This is a genomic window from Bradyrhizobium sp. HKCCYLRH3099, from assembly GCF_051167855.1.
GTDB lineage: Bacteria > Pseudomonadota > Alphaproteobacteria > Rhizobiales > Xanthobacteraceae > Bradyrhizobium.
Map to the genome: position 1 here is coordinate 114,311 of NZ_JBNPTW010000002.1, position 24,232 is coordinate 138,542.

The 24,232-nt window shown below is 66.5% G+C and carries 18 protein-coding genes and 1 other RNA gene; 14 read left to right on the forward strand and 5 right to left on the reverse strand.

All coding sequences use genetic code 11. The annotated features are described in order from the left end of the window. Window positions 1-131: 131 nt before the first annotated feature. Both ACQR1Y_RS05810 and ACQR1Y_RS05815 read left to right on the forward strand, forming a co-directional pair. Window positions 132-899 (forward strand): response regulator, encoded by a 768-nt coding sequence (locus tag ACQR1Y_RS05810; RefSeq protein ID WP_434880125.1) that lies wholly within the window; start codon window positions 132-134, stop codon window positions 897-899. Further along, window positions 889-2,268, forward strand: coding sequence for an ATP-binding protein (locus ACQR1Y_RS05815; RefSeq protein ID WP_434880126.1), 1,380 nt, complete (start codon window positions 889-891; stop codon window positions 2,266-2,268). Before ACQR1Y_RS05810 ends, ACQR1Y_RS05815 begins: the two co-directional genes overlap by 11 nt. A 70-nt stretch (window positions 2,269-2,338) precedes the next feature. On the opposite strand, the gene ACQR1Y_RS05820 is transcribed toward ACQR1Y_RS05815, so the two are convergent. Next, complete coding sequence (locus ACQR1Y_RS05820; RefSeq protein WP_434880127.1) at window positions 2,339-3,139, reverse strand: DUF2147 domain-containing protein; 801 nt, start codon at window positions 3,137-3,139, stop codon at window positions 2,339-2,341. A 408-nt stretch (window positions 3,140-3,547) separates the two neighbouring features. Here ACQR1Y_RS05820 and ACQR1Y_RS05825 point away from each other — a divergent pair, with 408 nt between their 5' ends. The 3 genes from ACQR1Y_RS05825 to ACQR1Y_RS05835 all read left to right on the forward strand — a co-directional run bounded on the left by ACQR1Y_RS05825 (window position 3,548) and on the right by ACQR1Y_RS05835 (window position 6,862). Beyond that, window positions 3,548-4,726, forward strand: coding sequence for an extensin family protein (locus tag ACQR1Y_RS05825; protein WP_434880128.1), 1,179 nt, complete (start codon window positions 3,548-3,550; stop codon window positions 4,724-4,726). Window positions 4,727-5,005: 279 nt separating this feature from the next. Then, window positions 5,006-5,257 carry a hypothetical protein gene (locus ACQR1Y_RS05830; RefSeq protein ID WP_434860626.1) on the forward strand — a complete coding sequence of 84 codons (252 nt, stop codon included), beginning with the start codon at window positions 5,006-5,008 and terminating at the stop codon, window positions 5,255-5,257. A 507-nt stretch (window positions 5,258-5,764) separates the two neighbouring features. Beyond that, a complete protein-coding gene (locus ACQR1Y_RS05835; RefSeq protein WP_434880129.1) occupies window positions 5,765-6,862 on the forward strand; it encodes an ISAs1 family transposase in 1,098 nt (365 codons plus the stop codon). 285 nt (window positions 6,863-7,147) lie between these two features. Here ACQR1Y_RS05835 and ACQR1Y_RS05840 read toward each other — a convergent pair whose 3' ends face one another. After that, window positions 7,148-9,460, reverse strand: a complete 2,313-nt coding sequence (locus ACQR1Y_RS05840; RefSeq protein ID WP_434880134.1) for a TonB-dependent receptor — start codon at window positions 9,458-9,460, stop codon at window positions 7,148-7,150. A 201-nt stretch (window positions 9,461-9,661) separates the two neighbouring features. Here ACQR1Y_RS05840 and nikR point away from each other — a divergent pair, with 201 nt between their 5' ends. After that, the gene (gene nikR, locus ACQR1Y_RS05845) at window positions 9,662-10,153 is read left to right on the forward strand and encodes a nickel-responsive transcriptional regulator NikR (RefSeq protein ID WP_434880131.1); all 492 of its coding nucleotides are present in this window, start codon (window positions 9,662-9,664) and stop codon (window positions 10,151-10,153) included. Window positions 10,154-11,380: 1,227 nt separating this feature from the next. Here the strand turns inward: nikR and ACQR1Y_RS05850 are convergent. Then, entirely contained in the window at window positions 11,381-12,019 is a 639-nt protein-coding gene (locus tag ACQR1Y_RS05850) for a TetR/AcrR family transcriptional regulator (RefSeq protein WP_434880132.1), read from the reverse strand. A 187-nt stretch (window positions 12,020-12,206) separates the two neighbouring features. On the opposite strand from ACQR1Y_RS05850, the gene ACQR1Y_RS05855 reads away from it, so the two are divergent. The 3 genes from ACQR1Y_RS05855 to ACQR1Y_RS05865 all read left to right on the forward strand — a co-directional run bounded on the left by ACQR1Y_RS05855 (window position 12,207) and on the right by ACQR1Y_RS05865 (window position 17,461). Next, window positions 12,207-13,523, forward strand: coding sequence for an HlyD family efflux transporter periplasmic adaptor subunit (locus ACQR1Y_RS05855; RefSeq protein WP_434880133.1), 1,317 nt, complete (start codon window positions 12,207-12,209; stop codon window positions 13,521-13,523). A gap of 213 nt (window positions 13,524-13,736) precedes the next feature. After that, entirely contained in the window at window positions 13,737-15,326 is a 1,590-nt protein-coding gene (locus ACQR1Y_RS05860; RefSeq protein WP_434876662.1) for a DHA2 family efflux MFS transporter permease subunit, read from the forward strand. 317 nt (window positions 15,327-15,643) lie between these two features. Continuing rightward, a complete protein-coding gene (locus ACQR1Y_RS05865) occupies window positions 15,644-17,461 on the forward strand; it encodes an ABC transporter ATP-binding protein (protein WP_434876661.1) in 1,818 nt (605 codons plus the stop codon). Window positions 17,462-17,508: 47 nt separating this feature from the next. On the opposite strand, the gene rnpB is transcribed toward ACQR1Y_RS05865, so the two are convergent. Then, window positions 17,509-17,934: RNase P RNA component class A (gene rnpB, locus ACQR1Y_RS05870), an RNA gene on the reverse strand. Window positions 17,935-18,073: 139 nt separating this feature from the next. Between rnpB and ACQR1Y_RS05875 the strand changes: the two genes are divergently transcribed. Beyond that, the gene (locus tag ACQR1Y_RS05875) at window positions 18,074-18,427 is read left to right on the forward strand and encodes a YciI family protein (RefSeq protein WP_434860633.1); all 354 of its coding nucleotides are present in this window, start codon (window positions 18,074-18,076) and stop codon (window positions 18,425-18,427) included. A gap of 22 nt (window positions 18,428-18,449) precedes the next feature. Then, entirely contained in the window at window positions 18,450-19,697 is a 1,248-nt protein-coding gene (locus ACQR1Y_RS05880) for an RNA polymerase sigma factor (RefSeq protein ID WP_434876660.1), read from the forward strand. Window positions 19,698-19,701: 4 nt separating this feature from the next. Here ACQR1Y_RS05880 and ACQR1Y_RS05885 read toward each other — a convergent pair whose 3' ends face one another. Further along, window positions 19,702-20,550: a peptidoglycan recognition protein family protein gene (locus ACQR1Y_RS05885; RefSeq protein ID WP_434860635.1), complete on the reverse strand. Its 849-nt coding sequence runs from the start codon at window positions 20,548-20,550 to the stop codon at window positions 19,702-19,704. 514 nt (window positions 20,551-21,064) lie between these two features. Between ACQR1Y_RS05885 and rsmH the strand changes: the two genes are divergently transcribed. The 3 genes from rsmH to ACQR1Y_RS05900 are packed head-to-tail and all read left to right on the forward strand — an operon-like array spanning window position 21,065 to window position 24,201. Beyond that, window positions 21,065-22,060, forward strand: a complete 996-nt coding sequence (rsmH, locus tag ACQR1Y_RS05890; protein ID WP_434876659.1) for a 16S rRNA (cytosine(1402)-N(4))-methyltransferase RsmH — start codon at window positions 21,065-21,067, stop codon at window positions 22,058-22,060. Between the two features lie 3 nt (window positions 22,061-22,063). Next, the gene (gene ftsL / locus ACQR1Y_RS05895) at window positions 22,064-22,456 is read left to right on the forward strand and encodes a cell division protein FtsL (protein ID WP_434860637.1); all 393 of its coding nucleotides are present in this window, start codon (window positions 22,064-22,066) and stop codon (window positions 22,454-22,456) included. Next, complete coding sequence (locus ACQR1Y_RS05900; RefSeq protein ID WP_434860638.1) at window positions 22,453-24,201, forward strand: peptidoglycan D,D-transpeptidase FtsI family protein; 1,749 nt, start codon at window positions 22,453-22,455, stop codon at window positions 24,199-24,201. Before ftsL ends, ACQR1Y_RS05900 begins: the two co-directional genes overlap by 4 nt. The last annotated feature ends 31 nt before the right edge of the window (window positions 24,202-24,232 follow it).

Consider the following 24,232-nt stretch of genomic DNA (forward strand, 5'->3'; position numbering starts at 1 on the left):
GCGGGCCGCCGGTTGCGCAGGGTTAAGTCGCGTGAAGAAATGTTTCCGCCTTAACAATACAGCTTGATTTCGCCACGATCGGGAGGCGCTTCGGGCTGTTCTTTCCGGCCAAAATCGACCATGTTCTGCGCATGATGTCGTCACACAATACCGTCGTGGCCGCCGACGCCAACCTCGCGGCGCCGGCGCGCATCCTCTGCGTCGAGGACGATCGCGAGATCGCAGCGCTGCTGACCGAGCTGTTGCAGGAGCACGGCTTCGCGCCGCGCTTCGTCGCCTCCGCAGCCGCCATGCACGACGTCCTGCAGCGCGAGCAGGTCGATCTCATCATGCTCGACGTGATGCTGCCCGATGAGGACGGCCTGAGCATCTGCCGCAAGCTGCGCCAGATCTCGACCGTGCCGATCATCATGGTCACCGCGAAAGGCGAGGACATTGACCGCATCCTCGGCCTCGAGCTTGGCGCCGACGACTACGTCGTCAAGCCGTTCAATCCGCGCGAGCTGGTGGCGCGCATCCGCGCGCTGCTGCGTCGCTCGCAATTGCATCCGGCGGTGATCGCCGCGCGTCAGGCGCCGATGATCTTCGACGGCTGGCGCATCGAGCCCGCGACGCGCACGCTGTTCGATCCCGACCGCGTCAAGATCACGCTCACCAGCGCCGAGTTCGACATTCTCCTCGCATTCTGCCGAAACGCCGGGCGCGTGCTGTCGCGCGAGCAACTGATCGAGCAGGCGCATGGCGGCCAGGCCGGTCCGGTCGAGCGCAGCATCGACGTCCATATCAGCCGCATCCGCCAGAAGATCGAGCCCGGCGCCAGGAGCTGGTCGTTGATCAAGACCGTCCGGCTCGGCGGCTACGTGTTCACGCCAAAGGTCGAGACGCTCGATGAAGCCTGATCACAAGACCTGCAGCAACACGTTCCCGCGGCTCGGCCTCACCACGCAGATCGTGACCCTGGCGTCGTTGTCGGTGCTGTTCGGCATGGTGCTGATGATCGCCGCGGCGCTGTTGTTCCTCGATCCCCCCGACGAGCAGGAATCGCCGGCCTATGGCGTCGCGCGCGTCGCCGAGGCCGTGCATTTCGTCCGCGCCGCCAACGATCCCGTCGCTATCGAGAGCAGCCTCTCAAGTTTGCGCAGCTCCGGCATCCCCGTCGAACTGGTGCCGCTGACCTCGCTCACGCTGCTGGCAAAGCCGGTGCGCCATGTGCCTTTGACCACGAAGCTCGCCCGCCGCCAGCTCGGTGTGCTGCGCGACATCACCTTGCTGCACGGTGTCAGCTATGGCGCGGCGCCGCCGACCCAGATCATCGTCCAGGTCGACGGCGAGCGCGCGCTGGTGTTCGACGACGTGCCGCGGCTCGACTTCTGGCCGATGGTGGTCAAGCCGACCATGGTGTTCCTGTTCCTCATCCTGATCCTCGGCGTGCTGCTGTCGATCTATGCGGCACGCGCGATCATCCGGCCTCTGTCGGAGATGGCGCGCGCGGCAAGCGCGTTCGGCCGCTCGCCGGGCGCCCAGGAGCCGCTCGGCCGGCGCGGGCCGAAGGAGATCGTACAGGTCGCCGACGCCTTGAACGAGATGCAGGCGCGGATCCGCGCGCTGCTCGACGACCGCACGCGGATGCTGGCGGCGATCAGCCACGATCTGCGCACGCCGCTGACGCGGCTGCGGCTGCGCTCGGATCGGATCGGGCAGGTCGAGATGCGCGCGGCCATGCAGCGCGACATCGACCAGGTCAGCCGCATGCTCGACGAGACGCTCGATTACTTGCGCGACGACACCAAGGCCGAGCAGCCGGCGCGCATCGAGCTCGCGAGCCTGTTGGAGACGATCTGCTGCGACTTCGCCGATGTCGGCCATGCCGTCAGCTTCGAGGGACCGCCGCGGCTGGTGTGCGAAGGGCGACCGCGGGCGCTGTCGCGCGCGGTGACAAACGTCGTCGAGAACGCGGTCAAGCACGGCACGCAGGTCGTGGTCAGCCTGGATACGACGATCGAGGGCGTGATCGCGATCGAGGTCGCCGATGACGGCCCGGGCATTCCGCAGGCGTTGCAGGCGCGCGCGCTGGAGCCGTTCGTCAAGCTCGACCAGGCGCGATCGGCCGGCGGCTTTGGCCTCGGCCTGTCGATCGCGCAGGAGATCATGAAGAAGCATGAGGGCGGCATCGCCTTGATGCCGAACACGCCGCGCGGCCTGCGCGTGCGGCTGTCACTGCCGTCGCAAAGCGCGGTGCCGGCTGTGATGCCCGCCAAGGTCGCCTGAGCGCAACAAACAAAAAGGCCTCGCCGGCGACCGGCGAGGCCTTGCGCGTGGGCTGAACGAGGGACCGGCGTCAGCTCACACGTTTCCAGGTCTGGCCGCCGCAGAACAGCCCGCCGAAGGCGCAGCCCTGCACGCGCAGAGTGGTCGGGTTCTTGAGCACGATCGTCGAGTCGTAGTTGCCGCCGCCGTCGGGATCATGGATGCGGCCGACCCATTTGCTGTCCTTCGGCTTCATGTTGATCAGAATCTTCTCGCGGGTCTTCTCGGCGAAGCCGCAGATGTTGGGTCCGCACGGCTCGATCACGACATTGCCCTTGCCGGCCTCGGTGGCCCACACGCCGAGCGGCGAGTTCGGGTCCGCGGCCGGCGCCGGTGCGGGCTGAACAGCCGCGGGTGCGGCAGCCACGGTGGTCGGTACGGGAGCAGGGGCGGCGGGCTGCGGCTGGACCACGGGAGCAGGCGCGGTCGCAGTGACCGGGGCGGGTGCCACTGGCATCTGTACGGTCGGTGCCGGAGCGGGAGCGGCCGCAACGGGCGCAGGCGGCGTCACGACCGGCGCGGCGGCGGCAGGCGCAGCAACCGGCGCAGGGGCGGTGACCGCGGGTGCTGTCGCGACGGGGGCCGGCGTTGGCGCCGCCGGAGCGGTTGCGGCCGGCGCCGTGCTCGTGGCGGGCGTGTCATCATCGTCGAGCTTGGATTTCAGCCCGCTGAGATCGATGCCGGAGACCTGCAGGCACGACAGCGACTGGCAGTTGCGCGGGACGGTGACGCGGATCTTGCGGCCGTCGAAATCGAACGCGATCGAGCTGCCAGCCTGCGCGGCGCTGCTCGCGATCAGAACGGCGGCTGCGGCCAGAAAGACGGTCTTCATGATGAGCTCCCTCGGGGCGGCGTCGTGAACCTGAGGGAACTTTTAAGGGGCTGAGACCCGCCGATCTGTGACGCAGGTCACCGTCGCGTCCGCCGAGCGGGCGACGCCGGCCGGACGCGCGCGCGTCACGCGCTGCGGCTCCTAGACCAGCCCGATCACGATTGCGCCAACGAAGGCAAACGCAGCATACGCGACCATCGTGCTCCACCGACCGGCAGGGGTCATGACACGGCTCCCGTTCTCAGCGTTTTCGGACTGCGGCGGAGATTAACCTGTCTGCAGCGGCAGAAAAGACAGCGGCGCTGCCGCTTGCGCGAGTTTCGATCAGCTCGCGCGCCGCAATGGTTTCCGTGCCGTGAACAGACGACGTTGACAGCTCCTTAAGCAAATTGCCGCAAACCTCTGCACATGACGCGCGGAGTTCGTTTGTATCTCGTCGGCTCCATCGTCCTTGTTTCGCTTGCGGGTTGCGGCCGTGGATTCTTCCAGGAGCGCGAGCCGTGGCGGGCCGAGGCCGAGATCGCCTGCCTGAAATCAGGAGCGGTGGAGGAGAGCGCGGACATCGTCCGCATCGATCCGATCTCCGGCCCCGGCATGTGCGGCGCCGACTACCCGTTGAAGGTGGCGGCGCTCGGCGAAGCGACCGCGAGCTATGGCTTCGCCGACGAGAGCCTGCGCCCGCCGGGATCGATCGGCGGCCAGCCGCGCTGGCCGATCAACAAGCAGCCGCAAAACTATCCGTCGTCGACCTATCAGCCGCAGCCGGTCTATCCGCCGTCGAATGCTGGCTATCCCGCGGCATCGGCGCAGCCGGGCTATGGCGCAGCGCCAGGCGCGCCGCTGCAACTCGAGCCGCCCGCCGGCGAGGATGACGTCAACCTGCCGGCCGACAGGTCGTATCCCGCCGCGCCGTATCGAGGCCAGCCGGCGCCGCGCACCGCGTATCCGCAGCAGGAGCCCCCGCCGCGGCTCGGGCCCTCGCGCGATCCGGTCGGCACAGTCGGTCCGGTGGCGGTGAAGCCGACCGCGACGCTGGCCTGTCCGATCGTCTCGGCGCTCGATCGCTGGCTCGCGGAATCGGTGCAGCCGGCGGCGCAGCGCTGGTTCGGCCAGCGCGTGGTCGAGATCAAGCAGATCTCGGCCTATTCCTGCCGCGGCATGAACGGCAATCCGAGCGCGCACATCTCCGAGCACGCCTTCGGCAACGCGCTCGACATCTCGGCCTTCATCCTCTCGGACGGCCGCCGCATCACCGTCAAGGACGGCTGGATCGGTCTGCCGGAAGAGCAGGGCTTTCTGCGCGACATCCAGGGCGGGGCCTGCCAGCAGTTCACCACCGTGCTCGCGCCGGGCTCGAACGTCTATCACTACGATCACATCCACGTGGACCTGATGCGCCGCGCCAGCCGCCGGCTGATCTGCCAGCCTGCCGCGCAATCCGGCGAGACGGTCGCCGCCCGCGCCCAGCAGCGCCGCTACGGCTACGGCCAGCGCGATCCCGACGTGACCAGCTCGATCGCCTCGCGCAAGCAGCCCAAGTCGATCGGCCAGTTGATCAACGAGGAAGACGAGTACCGGGATTACTGAGAGGCGAGTGGCGAATAGGGATCTCCCGTCTTCGCTCCTTGCCCTATTCGCTACTCGCCATTCCCCCTCCTGTGCGCCGCTGTGGATTTCTCGCGCCTCGGTCAGGCGCAAAGCCGTGCATGTCCCGCTCCGGCACGTCATCATCACCAGCGCGAGATCAGGGTTAACGGTCCGTTCACCATCCCATTCGTCCGCCATTGGCCGACACTAGACCTGCCACACTCGCCAGGAACAAGGCGCGCGGGGTTCTGGTTTGCTGCCGGAGTGGGAGTGGTGGAGATGGCATCGTATCGCATCAGGGCGATTGGCGCGGGCTTCGAGGTCAGCACCGAGGAGCATCCCGTGCTGGTGTGCCGCTCGCTCAAGACCGCCCGCCGCGCCGTGGCCGATGCCGAGCGACTGGCGCTGCTGCCGCCGAAGCCGATCCCGTGGCGGGTGCAGCCGGAGAGGGAGGCCTGCGACGACTTCAGCGGGGACGATCTCGAGTTCGAGATCGCGATCGTCGCGGACGGACCGCCGTTGTGTGGGTGAGGAGCTGCAGGCTTGTATGGTCTCGCCTGGTTAGGCTGCCCTCTAGCAGCGAGCGCGGTGCGCTCCCTCTCCCCGTTCTTTACGGGGAGAGGGCTGGGGTGAGGGGCAGCCACACGGACGGAGCAAGTAATGAGTTCAATTCCCCGCCATCCTAAGTCTTCGGTGATGCAGTTGTCTTGCTTCGGCTTGGCAAGGACTGTTGGAGACCGCCATTCACACCACCCGTGCCGCTGCCCCTCACCCCGACCCTCTCCCCGTGAAGAACGGGGAGAGGGAGCGCACCGCCGCTGCCACGTCGATCTTCATCAGCATCGCTTCGAGCTGCCTAAGTCGACTCCTTATCAGTCCGAGCTCTTCTCCTCACGACGCCGAGCTCTTCGCCAAGGCGACGGTGAACTCCCCTCCCCCTTGCGGCAGGGGAATCGCATGTGAAATTACGCTGTAAGGCATTGTGATCCGGTCAAAAATCGATTCTGAAGGCGGCTCCTGAGCTGGAAGGAGCTGCCGATGGACCGATTCTCGGAATGCTTCGAAGACCTGCCCGACCCGCGCGCGGACAATGCGCTGCACGATCTGACGGAGATTTTGTTCATTGCGCTGATGGCGACGTTGTGCGGGGCGACCAGTTGTACCGACATGGCGCTGTTTGCGCGGTCGAAGGCCTATCTCTGGAAAGATGTGCTGGTGCTCAAGCATGGATTTCCGAGCCACGACACGTTCAGCCGTGTGTTCCGCATGCTCGACCCGAAGGCGTTCGAGACGGCATTCCGGCGCTTCATGGAAGCCTTCGCCGAAGGCGCGAAGATCGCACAGCCGCAGGGCGTGATCGCCCTGGATGGAAAGGCGCTCCGGCGAGGTTATGAACGCGGCAAGAGCCACATGCCGCCGGTCATGGTCACGGCATGGGCGGCGCAGACGCGCATGGCGCTGGCCAATGTTCTGGCGCCAGACAACAACGAAGTGGCCGGCGCTTTGCAATTGCTGCAGCTTCTGCAGCTCAAGGGGTGCGTTGTGACAGCCGACGCACTGCACTGCCATCGCGAGATGGCCAAGCAGATCGTGACGCGAGGTGGCGACTACGTCCTGGCGGTGAAGGAGAACCAGCCCGCTCTGCTGGCCGACGCACGAGCGGCGATCGCCGCAGCGGCGCGCAAGGGCAGCAAAGCGGTCGCCATGACCGATGCAGACCATGGCCGCAAGGAAAAGCGCAGTGCGCTCGTGGTGCCCGTCAAGGACATGGCGACGAAACACAACTTTCCAGGCCTCAAAGCCGTCGCGCGGATCAAGAGCAAGCGCGGCAAGGACAAAACTGTCGAACGCTACTTTCTGATGAGCAAGAACTTCAGCCGCACGGAAGTTCTGCGCATCGTTCGCACCCATTGGAGCATCGAAAACGGCCTGCACTGGCCGCTCGATGTCGTTCTCGACGAGGATCTCGCCCGCAACCGCAAGGACAACGGTCCCGCTAACCTTGCCGTGCTCAGGCGCCTGGCCCTCAATGTCGCCAGAGCCCACCCCGACACATCCACCTCGTTGCGTCTCAAGCTCAAGCGCGCCGGTTGGAGCGATGACTTCTTTTTCGAACTCCTCAGTCACGTGCGATAGCCCTGCCCCTTGCGGGGAGGGGTTGGGGGTGGGGTCTCCGGGCGCCGAACTTAGTGAGTGGCACCCTTGTGATGCTGTTACCTGTAAGCGCGGCGATAGCGCGACGTGCATGTGAATAGGGCCGGGGCTCATCATCGGCAGCGGAGTCCGCGGACCCCCACCCCCGACCCCTCCCCGCAAGGGGGAGGGGAGCGCACCGTTCGTGCGGCGAGCGTGTGCCTCGATCGAAGATCGGAGCAACGACATGCGGCCGAGGGAACGATCCGCGGCTATGACGAACGCGTTCTAGAACGTCCCAGCCACCGTCACCCTGAACGTCAGCGGCTCGATCGGGTGGAGGATGCGGTCCATGATTCCGGTCTGGCAGATTTGCGCCGGCACGCCCGTGGGCGTGCTGCCGTAGCATGCCTGGTAGAGCTGGTCGGTCCGCAGCAGCGAGCCGTAGCCGTAGGAGATCTGGTTGGCCTTGGTGTTGAGCAGGTTCAGAACGTCGAGCTGGATGCGCCAGCCATTGGCGTCGCGGAAGCCGATGCGGCCGTTGAAAACGCTGGTGGCGGTCGAGCGGAAGAAGTTGTCCTCGGTCAGCGGCGTTGATCCGAGATAACGCCAGCGCAAACCGCCGAACCAGCCGGTCTGTTCGCCCAGCGTGATGCCGGCGGAGGCGATCATCGCGGGCGCGTTGGGGATGTAGTTGCCGGGCGCATTGCCGCGCAGCACCTCGGCCGGCGCGCCGGCGGCGACGAGCTGCGCGTAGGCGTCGGCCTGATCGGTGTTGTCGCCGACGAAGCGCGCATGCGTCATCGCAAGATCGGCGTCGATGTCGATCCAGGAGGCCGGCCGATAGCGGTTGGTCAGTTCGAAGCCGTAGCGGCGGCTCGGCCGGCTCGCCTCGGTGTTGCCGGCATCGCCCGAGAACAGGATTTCCGAGTCCTGGTTGTGCATGAAGACGCTGAGCGACGAGTCGAGCCCCGGAATGATCCGCGTGCGCACGCCGACCTCGGCGCCTTTGGTGCGCACCAGCAGCGGCGACGATTCGATCCGGCTGCCCGGCGCCGTCGGATCGTCCGTGGTGGTGGCGCCGCGGGCGTCGTTGCTGTGCATGCCATAGCCGGCGCCGAGGAAGAACTCGGTCTTCTCGAACGGCCCGATCACCATGCGAAACTTCGGGCTGCCGAGGCTCGCCGCCGCATCGCCGGTGTTGTTGCCGTTGTACAGCGAGAAGACGTGGGTCTGGTAGGTGTCGCCGCGATAGCCGACGGTGGTGCGCAGCCAGTCGGTCCAGCGCACGGTGTTCTCGGCATAGAGCCCGATGCTGCCTTCGCCGACCTTGTCGCTGCGCACGGGGCTCAGATAGTTGCGTTGCGCCGTGTAGCTGAGCGCCAGCGCGATGTCGTCATAGCGGGTCTGGACACCGAAGGTGGTCTCCATCGGCCGCCCGGCGAAACTGCCGTTGAACGTCCGGGACGCATTGGCGCCGATCATCAGCCGGTCGTCATGCTGGTGGAACTGATCGCCATTGACGGGATCGCGCAGCGCGTAGGTGAAGTTGTTGTAGAGATCGAGCTGGCTCTTCACGACATAGGCGTTGGCCTTCCACGATCCGGATTCATCGGTCCCCGCGATCCGGCCGGATAGCGCGAAGCGGTTGGTCTTGCCGCCGTCGCTGGGATCGATCGCATCGTAGCGGCCGAGCAGGCCGGAGGTGAGAGCGCGCTCCGGCACCTGGTCGGTCGACGTCCAGCGGTTCGCATAGGCCATGCCGGTGATCGAGATGCCGTCGGTCGCTGTGCCCTGCGAGTAGCGCATCAGGCCGTTGAGCTTCTTGGCGTCGTCGGGCGTCGTCCACGGCCCGTCATAGCGGCCGGCCTCGCCCGCGATCAGCAAATGGCCGTCGCCGACATGGACGGAGTCCATGCCGAAGAAGCGGCGATAGCCGAAGCTGCCGGCCGTCATCTGCGCGATCGCCTTCGGCACGGTGTCGATCAGGCCGATATGCACGCTGCCCACGGATGCGAAGTCGCCCTCGTCGGCGAAGTAGGGGCCCTTGCGCACGTCGACGCGGCCGATCGTCTCCGGCATCAGCCAGTTGAGATCGGCATAGCCCTGGCCGTGCGCATGGGTGCGCATGTTGACCGGCACGTCGTCGACGAACAGCGCCAGGTCGGTGCCGTGGTCGAGATTGTAGCCGCGCAGGAAATACTGGTTGGCTTTGCCTTCGCCGGAATGCTGCGTGACGATCAGGCCGGGCACGGCTTCCAGCACCTCGCCGGGCCGCGTCGCCGGCCGGGCGTTGATGTCGTCGCCGGTGATGACGGTCTCGCTCGCCATGCTCTGCGGGCGCCCCGGGCCGGAGCCGACATTGGGCGCGCCGGAGGGCGGAGCCGCCGCCGCGACAGGGACGAGGCCTGCGGCGGGACGGACGGTGCCGGGCTTCGGCCGCTGCGCTTCGCGCCTCGCCTGCGGTTTCGGCTTGGCGGGGTGCTTCGGCGCATCGACGGCGACGGTGGGCAACTCGGCCGGAGCGCGCTCGGGATGTGCCTCCGCCTGCTGCGCCAAGGCCGCCATCAGCACCCAAACACTCGCTCCACGCCACCGCATCGTCGCCACGCGCCTCGATCTCATCATCGGGGCACACGGCATCGTTCGCCGCCAGCCCTCATTGGCCGCCGGCACGCTCGCTTGGATCGCCCCACTGTCGAGTGTTAAATAACGCTACGGTGACACCAGTATGATGTCAACGAGCAAACATCATACTCAACCTCAAGCTCATGGAACAGTGTTGCCGCCGGGAGACGATGCATGCAGCGCCTGACGATCACCATCGACGACGATCTGCTCGCGGAGGTCGATGCCTTCATGGAACGGCGCGGCTACGACAACCGCTCCGAGGCGTTTCGCGACCTCCTGCGCAGCGGCCTGGAGAGCGCCGACACCGGCGCCAGCGACACCCGCCCATGCATCGCGACACTGAGCTACGTCTACGACCACGCCGCGCGCGAACTGCCGAAGCGCCTGACGCAGGAGGCGCACGACCATTCCGGGCTGGCGCAGGCGACGCTCCACGTCCACATCGACCAGGAGAGCTGCCTCGAGGTCACCGTGCTCAAGGGCGAGCGCCGTGAGGTCAAGGCCTTCGCCGACCACGTCATCGCCGAACGCGGCGTCCGCCACGGCCACGTCGCGCTGATGCCGATCGAGCCGGCGGCGGGGCATGGGCACAGCCATTCGCACAGCCATAGCAGCAGCCACAGCCATTCGCATTCCCACACGACGAAGAGCGTGAAGAAGTAGGGGGGTGGGCAAAGGCGCGCCCCGATGCTGCTGATAGAATTTGGTCCCTCGCGCGCCGTGCCCACCGCGGTGTCTCGGTTGCTTACGGTGCACTCCGCCGTCATGCCCGCGCTGCCAACTCAGTCCTCCCCTGTCGTCCCGGACAAGCGCGCGGTCACGCGCGCGCCGATCTGGGATCCATAACCACAGGGCGTGGGTTGAGGCACGCTGGCCGCTACATGGTGCCCAGCCACGACCGGCACGGGCGTATGGATCCCGGGTCGGCGACCACCAACGCTGTCGCGTTGGCGGCCTTGGCCGGGATGACACTGGATTTGGGGCGTGCGGCTCGTCCCACACTCCGCCGTCACACCAGCGAAAGCGGGTATCCAGTACGCCGCGGCTTCTCGGCGCTATCACAGCCGTCTCGGAGTACTGGATCGCCCGGTCAAGCCGGGCGATGACGGTTGAGGGGGGAGGGCGCAGCATGCCCCAATCGTCATTGCGAGGAGCGCAAGCGACGACTTGTCCGCCAGAGCCCGCAGGGCGACGGCGGAAGCAATCCAGAGTCGCGGGTGACGCCCCTGGATTGCTTCGCTTCGCTCGCAATGACGGCGGAGGGACATTTGCGAGCCACCGAAAAGGCGTGCGCGCAGAAACTCATTTCCGCAGTCCCATCAAGCTGATTTGCCCTGTCCAGTCCCCCGCGTAAAAATAATCACCTTCCATTTTTCCGAATTCCATGTTTTTCTCTCCCCATCCCGCCTCGATCGAAGAGGGACGTTTCGCGGTCGTCACGAGCGTTGGAGGTGGGGAGCGGTGGCCTGTCGGCGCGCAGCGCGCTGGAATCGCGAGCGGACGAACGCGACCGGCAGGACGGTGAAGTCGTAGGGTCCTGGCGCCCCGATGCTGGCGTCAAGTTCGTAAGGCGACGTTGAAAGCGTCGTCGCGGATGACGGTGGCTAACAAGCCCGGACACCGGGGAGACTGCGTATAAGCCGTCAACCCATCGCGCAGGGAAGGCCGGGTGTTCTCGGCCAGACCTGTGGTACCTGCCGCCTGCATTTTTTTTCCGCAGGCGGGCCACGGGCGCGGCCAGCGCCCGGCCTTCCCTGCGCCCTCCGATCGAGCGGGCGTGATCTGATCGCAAAGCTCGGGCGTCACCTGCCGCGAGGAGGAGAATGCATGTCTTTGGCGGACGTGTTCGTGACTTCCACGGCTGCGCGCTTCAGCGCCGACGGCAACGGCTCAGTTCTTGATGCCGTAGGTGGTGATGAACATGCGCACGGCGCTCGACACCACGCGGTGAACATCCTCCGGTGCCGGCGCCGGCGCGCCCTGGAAGATGAAGGGCAGGAACAAGGTCGCCTGGCACATCAGCTGAAACTGCGACGCGGCGAGATGGCAGTCGTCGATGGCGAGCTCCTTCGCCTCGACGCGGGCCTGCAGATAGGCCGCCAGCCGGCTGATGGTGCCCTCGAGGACGCAATCATAATAGCGCCGCCCGACCTCCGGCATCCGCTCCGCGATCGCCATCACGGTCCGGATCGCGGAACCGCCGCCCGGCCGGCACACCACCGCGATCCAGGCCGAGCCGAACTCGTACAGCACGGTGGCGGCATCCCGCGCCGGGTCGAAGCTGAAGTTCGAGGCGCCGCGATGAACCGTCTCCTCTTCGACGATCGCCTCGAACAGGCGGAATTTGTCGGCGAAGTAGACGTAGAGCGTGCCCTTGGAGACGCCGGCGGCGCGCGCGATCTCGCCCATGCTGGCGCCGTCGAAGCCGAGGTCCATGAAGACCTTGCGGGCGCCGTCGAGAATCTGGCGCCGCTTCGAGGAATCCTCGTCCTGCGTCACGGGGGTAGTGGTGTGGTCGCCCTCAATCATTGGTTCAGGCTGTTCCCGAAAAAGGCTGTCGAGGCAACGTCGCGACAGGACGTGAGCGAGTATGTTGCAGTCGCGAAGATATAGATTGACCGAACGGTTCGGTCAATGATAGAGATCAAATTGACCGAACGGTTCGGTCGATTTCTTTGGGGCGAAGCGGCCCCGCTGCCATGGGTGGGAGTCTGTGATGGCTGCAGCGAGGGAACAGGCTGTGCGGGCACGCCGGCCCGAGTCGGAGAGTGCGCCGAGCCAGGCCAAGCCCGAGGCGGCCCGTCCGCAATCCAGCGAGGCGGTGTCGCGCAAGCTCGACACCTCAGCCGACGTCACCACCGAAGCGCCGGCCGAACGGCCCGCGGCGCCGGCGGGTGCTCCCGGGGGACAGAAGACCCAGGGTGCGACAGCCGCGCCGCCGAAATCCGGTAAGCGCAAGCGCGTCCTCGCCGGCATCGGCCTGCTGCTGGCGCTCGCCGCAGCCGGCTACGCCACGCATTATTTCCTGGTCGGCCGCTTCATGGTCTCGACCGACGATTCCTATGTCCGCGCCAACAACACCATGCTTGGCGCGCGCGTCTCCGGCCACATCCATGAGATCGTGCCGCGCGACAATTCGGTGGTGCGCAAGGGCGACGTGATCTTCCGCATCGACGACGGCGACTACAAGATCGCGGTCGACGCCGCGCGCGCGAAGATCGCGACGCAGGAAGCGACCATCGCCCGCATCGGCCGCCAGGTCGCCGCGCAGCAGAGCGCGGTGGAGCAGGCGCAGGCCAATCTGACCTCGTCGGAAGCCGCGATGAAGCGCGCCGGGCTCGACTATGAGCGCCAGCAGGCGCTGAGCACCAAGGGTTTTGCCTCGCATGCGACCTTCGAGCAGTCGGAAGCCGCGCGCGACCAGGGCCTGGCCGCGGTGCGCGCCGCCCGCGCCGCGTTCGATGCCGCGCGCGACAATGTCGAGGTCACCAAGGCGCAGCAGGCGGAGGCGGCAGCGCAACTCGCCGAACTGAAGACCTCGCTCGCCAAGGCCGAGCGCGATCTCGAATTCGCCACTGTGCGCGCGCCGGTCGACGGCACCTTCGCCAACCGCCTCGTCAACACCGGCGATTTCGTCGCGGTCGGCCAGCGGCTCGGCAACGTCGTGCCGCTGGATGATGTTTTCATCGACGCGAACTTCAAGGAAACGCAGCTGAAGCGCATTCGTCCCGGCCAGCCGGTGACGATCAAGGTCGATGCCTATGGCGCGCGCGGCTTCAAGGGCGCGGTCGACAGCATCTCGCCGGCCGCGGGCTCGGTGTTCACCTTGCTGCCGCCGGACAATGCGACGGGCAACTTCACCAAGATCGTGCAGCGCCTGCCGGTCCGCATCCGCGTGCCGAGGGACGTCGCGCGCCAGAACCTCTTGCGCGCCGGCATGTCGGTCTACGTGACGGTGGATACCACCGACGGCGCCAAGGATGCGGATAATGATGGCGACCTCGACGCACCGGCGACGGTGCAGGGGAAGTAGTTAGACCAGGAAAGCAGTTTGAAGTGACGCGATGGCACGAGCTGTCGCGTCCCGGGAAGTGAGCTCCCTCCCCCCTTGTGGGGGAGGGTTGGGGAGGGGGGTACTCCGGGCGAGACCGCCGTTGGGGACCCCCACCCCCGACCCCTCCCCGCAAGGGGGAGGGGAGAACACCGAGATCGTGGCGCGGTCATCGACTCCAGCGGACAACTGACCATGGCCACCGCCACCACAGCCAACCCCACCATGAGCGCGCCCGCGGCGCCGTCGGACCGCATCGCGCCGCGCAGGCTGATCGCGTTTCTGATCATGGTGTTCGGCATGTTCATGTCGATCCTGGACATCCAGATCGTGTCGGCGTCGCTGACCGAGATCCAGGCCGGCCTGTCGGCGAGCTCCAGCGAAGTGTCGTGGGTGCAGACCGCCTATCTGATCGCCGAAGTGATCGCGATTCCCTTGTCCGGTTTCCTGTCGCGCGCGCTCGGCACGCGGCTGTTGTTCGCGATCTCGGCCGCCGGCTTCACCATCTCCAGCTTCCTGTGCGGCTTCGCCTCGTCGATCGAGCAGATGATCCTGTGGCGCGCGCTGCAGGGTTTCCTCGGCGCCGGCATGATCCCGACCGTGTTCGCCTCGGCCTACACGGTGTTTCCGCGCTCCAAGTTCCACATCGTCGGTCCGATCATCGGCCTGGTCGCGACCTTGGCGCCGACCGTCGGCCCGACCGTCGGCGGCTACATCACCGACGCGATGTCGTGGCACTGGCTGTTCTTCGTCAACATCCCGCCGGGCATCCTGATCACCATCGGCGTGCTGGCGCTGGTCGATTTCGACGAGCCGCATTTCGAGCTGCTGGAGCGCTTCGACTGGTGGGGCCTCCTGTTCATGGCCGGCTTCCTCGGCTCGCTCGAATATGTGCTGGAGGAGGGGCCGCAATATGAGTGGCTGCAGGACACGTCGGTGGCGATCTTCGCCGCGGTGTGCGCGGTGTCCGCGATCGGCTTCTTCTGGCGGGTGCTGACGGCGGACGAGCCGATCGTCGACCTCTACGCCTTCGGCAACCGTAATTTCGCCGTCGGCTGCCTCCTGCAATTCTGCATCGGCATCGGCCTCTACGGCCTGACCTACATCTATCCGCGCTATCTCGCGGAAGTCAGAGGCTACAGCGCGCTGATGATCGGCGAGACGATGTTCGTCTCCGGCGTCGTGATGTTCCTGATGGCGCCGGTGGTCGGCCGACTGATGGTGAAGATCGACATGCGGCTGATCATCGCCTTCGGCCTCGTCATCTTCGCGATCGGCTCCTACCAGATGACCGGCATCACCCGCGACTACGACTTCTGGGAGCTGTTCGTCCCGCAGGTGATGCGCGGCGTCGGCATGATGTGCGCGATGGTCCCGACCAACAACATCGCGCTCGGCACGCTTGCGCCCGACCGCGTCAAGAACGCCTCGGGCCTGTTCAATTTGATGCGCAATCTCGGCGGCGCCGTCGGCCTTGCGATCATCAACCAGGTGCTGAACGACCGCACCGACCTGCACATCTCGCGCCTGCACGAGCGCGTGAACTGGGGCAACGCCACCGCGGTCGAGACGCTCAACATGCTGCAGCAGAAGCTGCAGGGCATGGGCGATTCCGCACTGATGGCGATGAAGCAGCTGTCGCAGATCGTGCACCGCCAGGCCGTGGTGATGGGTTATGGCGACGCGTTCTTCATGCTGACCTGCTTCTACATCGCGCTCAGCTTCATGGTGCTGCTGCTCAACAAGCCGAGCTCGCCGATGGCCGGCGGCGGCGACGCACATTGACGTGAGCGGCCCGCGCGACGACCGCGGGTTGCCAAATCGTACCATCGATGGTATGGACCACGAATTGTCGCTCGAACCGGGGAGATCTGCATGACTACATCGCATCTGCAGACCGTTTGCACCCGGTCGATGCTCGCGCTTTCGACCCTCGTGCTCTCTACGCCCGCACGGTCGATGCCGGTCCTGGTGTTCCGCCGCTCGCATTGAGCGCCGCCGTACTTCCCACAATCTGATTCATCATTCGCAGACCGCGCGTCGCCTCGCGTCTGCTTCATTTGGAGCCGGCCTGGCGCCCGCGCGCGCGGCCGGATGATGCCATGACCCTCAACGTCTCCGGCCTGAAGGCCGACAAGCGTCCCGCCGCCATCCGCGTCGTGATCCCGTTCGTGACCCGCCACTGGCTGAAGCAGCCGCGCATGACCCTCGGCATCGCCGTGTGCCTGCTCGGCGCCACCGCCGCCGACCTGTTCATGCCGCTATTCTCCGGCAAACTCGTCGACGCGCTGACGCTCGGCCCATCGAATGCCGATGCGCGGCACGCGGCGGTGGTGGCGTTCGCGGCCATCGTCGCGCTCGGCTTCGCCTCGATCGTGCTGCGATTGTCCGGCCTGCAACTGATCGTGCCGTTCACGCTCCGCATCATGTCCGATGTGGCGCGGGAGGCGTTCGTGCGCGTGCAGCGCTTCTCCACCGACTGGCACGCCAACAGCTTCGCAGGCTCGACGGTGCGCAAGATCACCCGGGGCATGTGGGCGCTCGACCTCTACAACGACACCATCCTGCTGGCGCTGCTGCCCTCGCTCTCGGTGCTGCTCGGCTCGATGGTGCTGCTCGGCCTGCACTGGGGCGCGCTCGGCGCGGTGATCGCCGTCGGCGCGGTGCTGTACGTGGCGATGACGGTCGTGTTCTCGACCCGCTACATCGCCCCCGCCGCGCGGATCTCCAATGCCTGGGACACCAAGGTCGGCGGGACGCTCGCGGATGCGCTCAGCTGCAACGCGGTGGTGAAGTCGTTCGGGGCGGAGGCCCGCGAGGACGGCCGGCTGATGCGCGTCGTCAACCGCTGGTCCCGGCGCGTCAGCCGCACCTGGCTGCGCTACAACACGACCGCAGCCGTGCAGCTCGGCGTGCTGCTGTGCCTGCGCTCGTCGGTAATCGGCGGCGCCGTGCTGCTGTGGATGGCAGGCCGGGCTTCGCCGGGCGACGTCACCTATGTGCTGACCAGCTACTACGTGATCCATGCCTACCTGCGTGACGTCGGCATGCACATCAACAACCTGCAGCGCGCGGTCAACGACATGGACGAGCTGGTGGCGATCCATGGCGAGCCGATCGGCATCGTCGATGCCGCGGGAGCCAAGGCGATGACGGTGACCGGCGGGCACATCGTGTTCGATGCGGTGACGTTCCACTATGGCGGCCACCGCGTCCCGCTGTACGACCGGCTGTCCGTGGACATCCGGCCGGGCGAGCGGATCGGGCTGGTCGGGCGCTCCGGCTCCGGCAAGACGACCTTCGTCAAGCTGGTGCAGCGGCTGTACGACGTCAGCGGCGGCCGGATCCTGATCGACGGGCGGGACATTGCGCACGCGAAACAGGATTCGCTGCGCAGCCAGATCGCCATCGTGCAGCAGGAGCCGATCCTGTTCCACCGCTCGCTCGCCGAGAACATCGCCTATGGCCGCCCCGGCGCCAGCCAGGCCGAGATCGAGCAGGCGGCGCGACTTGCGAACGCGCACGAGTTCATCATGCGCCTGCCCAAGGGCTACGGCACCCTGGTCGGTGAGCGCGGCGTCAAGCTGTCGGGCGGCGAGCGGCAGCGGGTGGCGCTGGCGCGGGCGTTCCTGGCGGATGCGCGCGTGCTGATCCTGGACGAGGCGACCTCGAGCCTCGACTCGGAGTCGGAGGCGCTGATCCAGGAGGCGATGGAGCGGCTGATGAAGGGCCGGACGGCGATCGTGATCGCGCATCGGCTGGCGACCGTGCGCAGCCTCGACCGCATCCTGGTGTTCGACCGTGGCCGCATCGTCGAGCAGGGCAATCATGCCGCGCTCGTCAGCCGATCCGGTGGGCTGTACCGCAGCCTGTTCGAGCGCCAGGCCACCGAGTTCGGCCAGCTCTCAGCCGCGGGCTAGTCAAAATGGCGAGGGGCCCGACGCTGGTGCGTCGAGCCCCTCATGAACATATCAGCCGGCCTGTAAGCCGGGTTCTGTAGGGCACCGTGATGCTTGCGCATGACGATACGTGACGGCCATTCCTCTGGGATCGCGCTTGCGCGAGACCTCGGGCAACCTACCCGGACGGCGAGCCTGACATCGCTCCCGCGGACGTCATCGTCGAAACGATTGTCTCCGCGTGGCCGTCCCTATTCGGTTTTGCTCCCGGTGGGGTTTACCATGCCGGTTCCGTTGCCGGCCCCGCGGTGCGCTCTTACCGCACCTTTTCACCCTTACTGCCTCCCTTGCGGGAGGAAGCGGTTCGTTCTCTGTGGCACTGTCCCTGGGGTCGCCCCCGCCGGACGTTATCCGGCACCGCATGTCGATGGAGCCCGGACTTTCCTCCCCGGCGGCCTTTCGGCACCTGTCGGAGCGGCCGTCCGGCCGACTGACGCGGCTTGAATGGGGCTTCTCGACCGGTACGTCAAGCCGTCGCCATGCCGGCGGAAAATATTATGCTCGGCGTGTCGTTTCGCGTCGCTGCCGTTCGACTGGATGTCGGCGATCCAGCCGAAGAGAGGAGCAAGTCCGATGCAGTACCTGTTGATGATCTATCTGAACGAGGTCGAATACGCCAAGATGGAGAAGGAGGCCGAAGGCAAGATGCTCGCCGAATATCAGAGCTTCACCCAATCGATCATATCGAGCGGAAACTACAAGGGCGGTGACCGGCTGCAGCCGACCTCGACGTCGACGACGGTGCGCGTGCGCGACGGCAAGATCCTGACCACCGACGGTCCGTTCGCCGAGACCCGCGAGCAGCTCGGCGGCTACTACATGATCGAGGCCAAGAACATCGACGAGGCGATCGGCATCGCCGCGCGGATTCCCGGCGCCCGCCTCGGCTCGATCGAGGTCAGGCCGGTCTGGCAGTACAATCATTGAAGCCACCGCTGCGGCCGACGAGATGACGCCCGGTGCCATCGAGAAAGTGTTCCGCGACGAGTCCGGCCGGGCGCTCGCGACCCTGATCAGGCTCGTCGGCGATTTCGATCTGGCCGAAGATGCGCTGCAGGAGGCGTTCGCGACGGCGCTTCTCGCTTGGCGGGGACCCGAAGTCCCCGCCAATCCGCGGGCGTGGCTGGTCAACGTTGCGCGCAACAAGGCGATCGATCGCATCCGGCGGCAGCGCAACTTCCGCGACAAGGAAGCCGAGATCGTGCATGCGATCGAGCGCGACGCCGTCGGCGAGGACGACGGCGGCCCCGTCGATCTCGACGACGACATGCTGCGGCTGATCTTCACCTGCTGCCATCCGTCCTTCGCGCCGGAGGTGCAGGTGGCGCTGACCTTGCGCACGGTCTGTGGCCTGACAACAGCCGAGGTTGCTCGTGCCTTTCTCGCCAGCGAGGACGCCATGGCGCAGCGCCTGGTGCGGGCCAAGCAGAAGATCCGCCTCGCCGGCATTCCCTACGAGGTACCCGGACGCGATGCGCTGGACGAGCGCCTTCGCGGCGTGCTGACCGTGATCTATCTCGTGTTCACCGAAGGCTATCTGGCGACCTCCGGTCCCGAATTGATCCGCCATGATCTCGCGCATGAGGCGATCCGGCTGGGGCGGCTGGTGCTTGCCCTGATGCCGGACGCGCGCGACGTCAAAGGCCTGCTCGCCTTGATGCTGCTGCACGATGCGCGCCGCGCCAGTCGCACCGACTCGTCGGGCGACATCGTGCTGCTGGAAGAGCAGGATCGCGCGCTGTGGAATGGTGCCCAGATCGCCGAAGGACTCGCGCTGGTCGAAGAGGCACTCATCGCCGGAGGGCGGCCGCAGCCCTACACGGTCCAGGCGGCGATCGCCGCGCTCCATGCGCAGGCGCCAAGCTACGCGCACACCGACTGGCGCCAGATCGTCGGCCTCTACGAGGTGCTGCTGCGGATTGCGCCGTCGCCCGTCATCGAGCTCAATCATGCGGCCGCCGTCTCGATGGTCGACGGCCCGGCGCGCGCGCTCTCGCTGGTTGATTCGCTCGCCGCGCGCGGCGGCCTGAAACAATACGATTTGCTGCCGGCCGTGCGCGCGGACCTATTGCGACGTCTCGATCGCCGCGACGAGGCGCGCGACGCCTATCTCGAGGCGAGCGCAGCGACGCAATTGGCGCCGCTCAAGCGCCTCTACGCGCGCCGGCTCGGTGAGCTCGACGCGGGGGCTGCATGACGAATCAGGCGCGCGGCGCGGCCTCTTCCGGCAGGCTGGTCAGCAGCGCGTGCAGCGTCCACAGCGTCGAACGGTCGGCGATGCCGTCGATCTTTTCAGGACGAAAGTGTCGCTGGAACGCCGTGACCACATCCATCGTGATGCCGTCGAACTTGCCGGTGATCGGCACGCCGTAGCCATATTTGGCCAGCGCCTTCTGCAGGCCTTTCACGTCATCGCCGATGCTGCCGAGCTTCAAGGTCTCGCCCTTGCTGATCGCCGCGGGCTGCACCCAATGGCCGACTCCGGAATTGGCAAGGGAGTGCCACGGAAACTTCTCGCCGGGATCCTTCTTGCGCGACGGCGCAACGTCGGAATGGCCGAGCACGCGATGCGCCGGAACGTTGCGGCGGAGCATGATGCCGCGGCACAGCGCGATGACGGCCGCGATCTGCCGCGGCGGGAAGTCCGGATAGCCCCAATCGTGACCGCGATTGACGATCTCGACGCCGATGGAACACGAATTGATGTCCTCGTCACCGCCCCAGGACGAAAGGCCGGCGTGCCAGGCCCGCATCGCTTCCGGCACGCATTGGACGATGCGTCCGTCCTCGAGCACGACGTAATGCGCCGACACCTCGCTGCCGGCGGTGCACAGCTTGGTGATCGCGCCCTCCACGTCGGGCATGCCCGTGTAATGCAGGATGATCATGTCCGGCTGGCGGCCGCCCTTGCGCTCACCGAAATTCGCCGACGGGATCACGTCCGACGCGATCGAGGAGTCTGGCGTGAAAACAGGCAGGTCCGAGACGCCCTTAGGGATCGGCAGCGCACGAGGGCGCTTCGATTCGGGCTTGTCTGTTGAGTTCGGCATGAAGCACTCGAAGCAGGCGGCGAGGCAAATAGCTCAAATCGAATATGGGCAGGCACTACTCTTTTGCATGTCCCAGTCGCAATCGAAATCGCATGCGAGCCCCTCATATTGATCAGAGCGCCGCGCGCGCGGCTCGAGGCCCCAAACAGAGGCGTGAACCGCTGCCTAACATCCGCCACAGACCGTCAACGGTTTGTTAACGCTAAAGGCCGTTACTAAGTGGTGAAGAGCCAAGCCGGCTTTCGGGACGGCAAGCCGCCATATGCAAGGTCCTGCACGGGATATCACGGGTTCGAGCGCTGTCGGGGGCATCCGGCAGCGTGCGAGCGTTGATGAACCGAGGATCGCCCCGGCCCGCAATCCGTGGGCCGGGGTGCAGGCTTTTGCAGGGCTGGCCGTCGACCGTGCGGGGCGACGGCTTGGCGCAGTGACGGGGCGCGAGGATCGAAGGCGCGATGGGCTCGCAGCCGACCAAAGCCAATCTGGAACCGCGGCAGCCGGGCGGAGCTGCCGCGTGAGTTCGGCTGACCTGCGGCATGTTCCCGTGCTCGGCCCTGAGGCGGTCGAGCTGCTCGCCGCCCGCGAGGGCGGGACCTATGTCGACGCGACCTTCGGCGCGGGCGGCTACACAAGGCTGATCCTGGCTGTGCCGGGAACGCGGGTGATCGGAATCGACCGCGACAGGACGGCCGTCGAAGCGGGCGCCGATCTGGTCGCGGAAGCGGGCGGCCGCCTGACCCTGATCGAGAATCGCTTTTCCCAGATCGCCGAGATCTGCGCAGAGCAGGGCCTCACCCACGTGGACGGCATCGTGATGGATGTCGGCGTCTCGTCGATGCAGCTCGATACTGCGGCCCGCGGCTTTTCGTTCCGGTTCGATGGGCCGCTCGACATGCGGATGGCCGGTGCGGGACCGACCGCCGCCGATGTCATCGCGCACGCATCCGAGCGCGCTCTGGCCGATGTCATCTATATCTTTGGCGAGGAACGGCACTCGCGTGCGGTCGCGCGGGCGATCGTCGCCGCCCGTAAGGAGCAGCAGATCGCCACGACCCGGCAACTGGCCGACATCGTCGCGCGCGTGGTGAGATCGAAGCCGGGCGACATCCATCCGGCGACCCGGACGTTCCAGGCGTTGCGTATCCTCGTCAACGAGGAACTCGACGAGCTCGAACAGGCGCTGTCGGCAGCCGAGCGCCTGTTGCCGCCAGGCGGCCGGCTGGCCGTTGTCTCGTTCCATTCGCTGGAAGATCGTATCGTCAAATTGTTCCTGGCGGAGCGCAGCAAGACTGGCGGCGGCTCGCGCCATTTGCCCGAAGTCGCGCAGGAGAAGCCGAGCTTCCAGCTGCTTCACCGCAAGCCGATCGTGGCCACGGATGCGGAGATCGAAGCCAATCCCCGCGCGCGATCCGCCAAGCTGCGCGGAGCGGAGCGGACGGCAGCGCCGCCGCATGTCGCCTCGACGTCGTCGCCTTGGCCTCGCCTGGCTGACGTCCTGCGGGGAGGCTGACCGATGCGCCTCCTGCACCTCGTCGTCATCTGCTCGCTCATCTTCGCGGCCGCCTATGTCTATCGGATCAAGATGGAGTCCACGGCGCGGGTCGAGCGCGTGCTGCAATTGCGCGCGGAGATCCGCGAGCAGCGCGAAGCGATCGCGATCCTGCGCGCGGAATGGGCCAAGCTCGATGCGCCGCTTCGGCTCCAGGGGCTGGTGGAGCGGCATCTGCCGCTGAAGCCGCTCAACGCCACGCAATACGACAGCTTGAAGAACCTGCCGGAGCGGCCGCCGCGCTTCACGCGGCCGGACAATCCGGATCCGATCGGATCGATGATCGATGCGATCGACGCGATCAATGAAGAGCCCCCCGTGACCGGATCGGTGCGTCGCCCGGAGGATCAACAATGACCGATCAGCTTCGGCCCGGAGTGAAGCCGCAGGAGCCCTGGCGGCAACGGCTGGTGCGCACGCTGCTCTATGGGCGCGATGTCGACCGCACGGCCAAGGCGAGGGCGCGAATCGGCCTTGCGATCATCGCCTTTGCCGCGGTCTATGCCGTCATCGGCGGCCGGCTCGTGATGTTCGCCGTCGGCTCCGACGGTCCGAGCTCCCGCCGTGCCGCGCAGCAGGACGCCATCGCAACAGCGCGACCGGACATCGTCGATCGCAACGGCACCGTGCTCGCCACCGACGTCAAGACTCCCAGCCTGTTTGCCGAGCCACGCCGTCTCATCGACAAGGACGAAGCGATCGAGCTGCTGACCGGGACCTTGCCCGACCTCGATACGAGCGAGGTGCGCGAGCGCCTGATGTCGCGCAAGGGCTTCGTCTGGCTCAAGCGCGAGATGACGCCCAAGCAGCAGCAGGACATCCATCGGCTGGGTCTGCCGGGCATCGGCTTCCTGCGCGAGAACAAGCGCGTCTACCCGACCGGCAACGAGGTGGCGCATCTGATCGGCCTGGTGAACATCGACAACCAGGGCATCGCGGGCATGGAGAAGTGGCTCGACAATCAGGGCCTCGCCGACCTGCATCGCGCCGGCTTCGCCACCGACCGCCTGCAGAAGCCCATCGAACTCTCGGTCGACCTGCGCGTCGAGCATGCGCTGCGCGACGAACTGCTCAAGGCCAAGGAGAAGTTCAAGACCAAGGCCGCCTCCGGTCTCGTCGTCAACGTCAGGACCGGCGAGATCATCGCGATGGTGTCGTTGCCGGACTTCGATCCGAACAACCCGAAGGAGGCGCATGATCCGGATCGGATCAACCGCCTGACCACGGGCGTGTACGAGATGGGCTCGACCTTCAAGGCGTTCACGCTGGCGATGGCGCTCGACACCGGCAAATATGATCTCAACTCGCTGTGGGATGCGCGCGGGCCGCTGCACTACGGCAAGTTCGCGATTCACGACGACGAGCCGAAGGGCCGCTTCCTCAACATGAAGGAGGTGTTCTACTTCTCGTCCAACGTCGGCGCGGCCAGGATCGCGCTGACGCAGGGCGTGGAAGGCCACAAGGCGTTCCTGCGCAAGATGGGCCAGTTCGACCGGCTGCGCACCGAGCTGCCGGAGAGCGCCTCTCCGATCCTGCCCAAGCGCTGGGCCGAGCTGAACACGGTCACGATCGCGTTCGGTCACGGCATGGCCGTGGCGCCGCTGCAGGGCGTTATGGGCGTGAGCGCGCTGGTCAATGGCGGCTATCTGATCCCGCCGACGTTCATGAAGCGGACCGAGGCCGAGGCGATGGCGATCGCCAAGCGCGTCATCAAGCCGGAAACCTCGGAAAAGATGCGCTATCTGATGCGGCTGAACGCCGAGGTCGGCACCGCGCGCAAGGCCGACGTGAAGGGCTACTACATCGGCGGCAAGACCGGCACTGCCGAGAAGGTGATCAACGGCCGCTACGCCAAGAAGAAGGTGCTGACCCTCTTCACCGCCGTGATCCCGGCCGACAAGCCGAAATACCAGCTCCTGATCATGCTGGACGAGCCGCAGCCGCTGAAGGAAACCTATGGCTTCATCACTTCCGGCTGGAACGCGGTGCCGACGGCCGGCAATGTGATCTCTCGGATCGGGCCGCTGCTGGGGATCGAGCCCCGTTTCGACCTGCCGCCGTCCGACCGCCAAATTCTTGCGGCATCGCGGCTGACGCAGTAAGCCGTCGCCGAATCGCACGGCTCAGAAGGCG

Coding starts and splice junctions, on each gene's coding strand:
- ACQR1Y_RS05810 (WP_434880125.1), top strand. CDS start 132: ATGATGTCGTCACACAATACCGTCGTGGCCGCCGACGCCAACCTCGCG.
- ACQR1Y_RS05815 (WP_434880126.1), top strand. CDS start 889: ATGAAGCCTGATCACAAGACCTGCAGCAACACGTTCCCGCGGCTCGGC.
- ACQR1Y_RS05820 (WP_434880127.1), bottom strand. CDS start 3,139: ATGAAGACCGTCTTTCTGGCCGCAGCCGCCGTTCTGATCGCGAGCAGC.
- ACQR1Y_RS05825 (WP_434880128.1), top strand. CDS start 3,548: ATGACGCGCGGAGTTCGTTTGTATCTCGTCGGCTCCATCGTCCTTGTT.
- ACQR1Y_RS05830 (WP_434860626.1), top strand. CDS start 5,006: ATGGCATCGTATCGCATCAGGGCGATTGGCGCGGGCTTCGAGGTCAGC.
- ACQR1Y_RS05835 (WP_434880129.1), top strand. CDS start 5,765: ATGGACCGATTCTCGGAATGCTTCGAAGACCTGCCCGACCCGCGCGCG.
- ACQR1Y_RS05840 (WP_434880134.1), bottom strand. CDS start 9,460: ATGCGGTGGCGTGGAGCGAGTGTTTGGGTGCTGATGGCGGCCTTGGCG.
- nikR (WP_434880131.1), top strand. CDS start 9,662: ATGCAGCGCCTGACGATCACCATCGACGACGATCTGCTCGCGGAGGTC.
- ACQR1Y_RS05850 (WP_434880132.1), bottom strand. CDS start 12,019: ATGATTGAGGGCGACCACACCACTACCCCCGTGACGCAGGACGAGGAT.
- ACQR1Y_RS05855 (WP_434880133.1), top strand. CDS start 12,207: ATGGCTGCAGCGAGGGAACAGGCTGTGCGGGCACGCCGGCCCGAGTCG.
- ACQR1Y_RS05860 (WP_434876662.1), top strand. CDS start 13,737: ATGGCCACCGCCACCACAGCCAACCCCACCATGAGCGCGCCCGCGGCG.
- ACQR1Y_RS05865 (WP_434876661.1), top strand. CDS start 15,644: ATGACCCTCAACGTCTCCGGCCTGAAGGCCGACAAGCGTCCCGCCGCC.
- ACQR1Y_RS05875 (WP_434860633.1), top strand. CDS start 18,074: ATGCAGTACCTGTTGATGATCTATCTGAACGAGGTCGAATACGCCAAG.
- ACQR1Y_RS05880 (WP_434876660.1), top strand. CDS start 18,450: ATGACGCCCGGTGCCATCGAGAAAGTGTTCCGCGACGAGTCCGGCCGG.
- ACQR1Y_RS05885 (WP_434860635.1), bottom strand. CDS start 20,550: ATGCCGAACTCAACAGACAAGCCCGAATCGAAGCGCCCTCGTGCGCTG.
- ftsL (WP_434860637.1), top strand. CDS start 22,064: ATGCGCCTCCTGCACCTCGTCGTCATCTGCTCGCTCATCTTCGCGGCC.
- ACQR1Y_RS05900 (WP_434860638.1), top strand. CDS start 22,453: ATGACCGATCAGCTTCGGCCCGGAGTGAAGCCGCAGGAGCCCTGGCGG.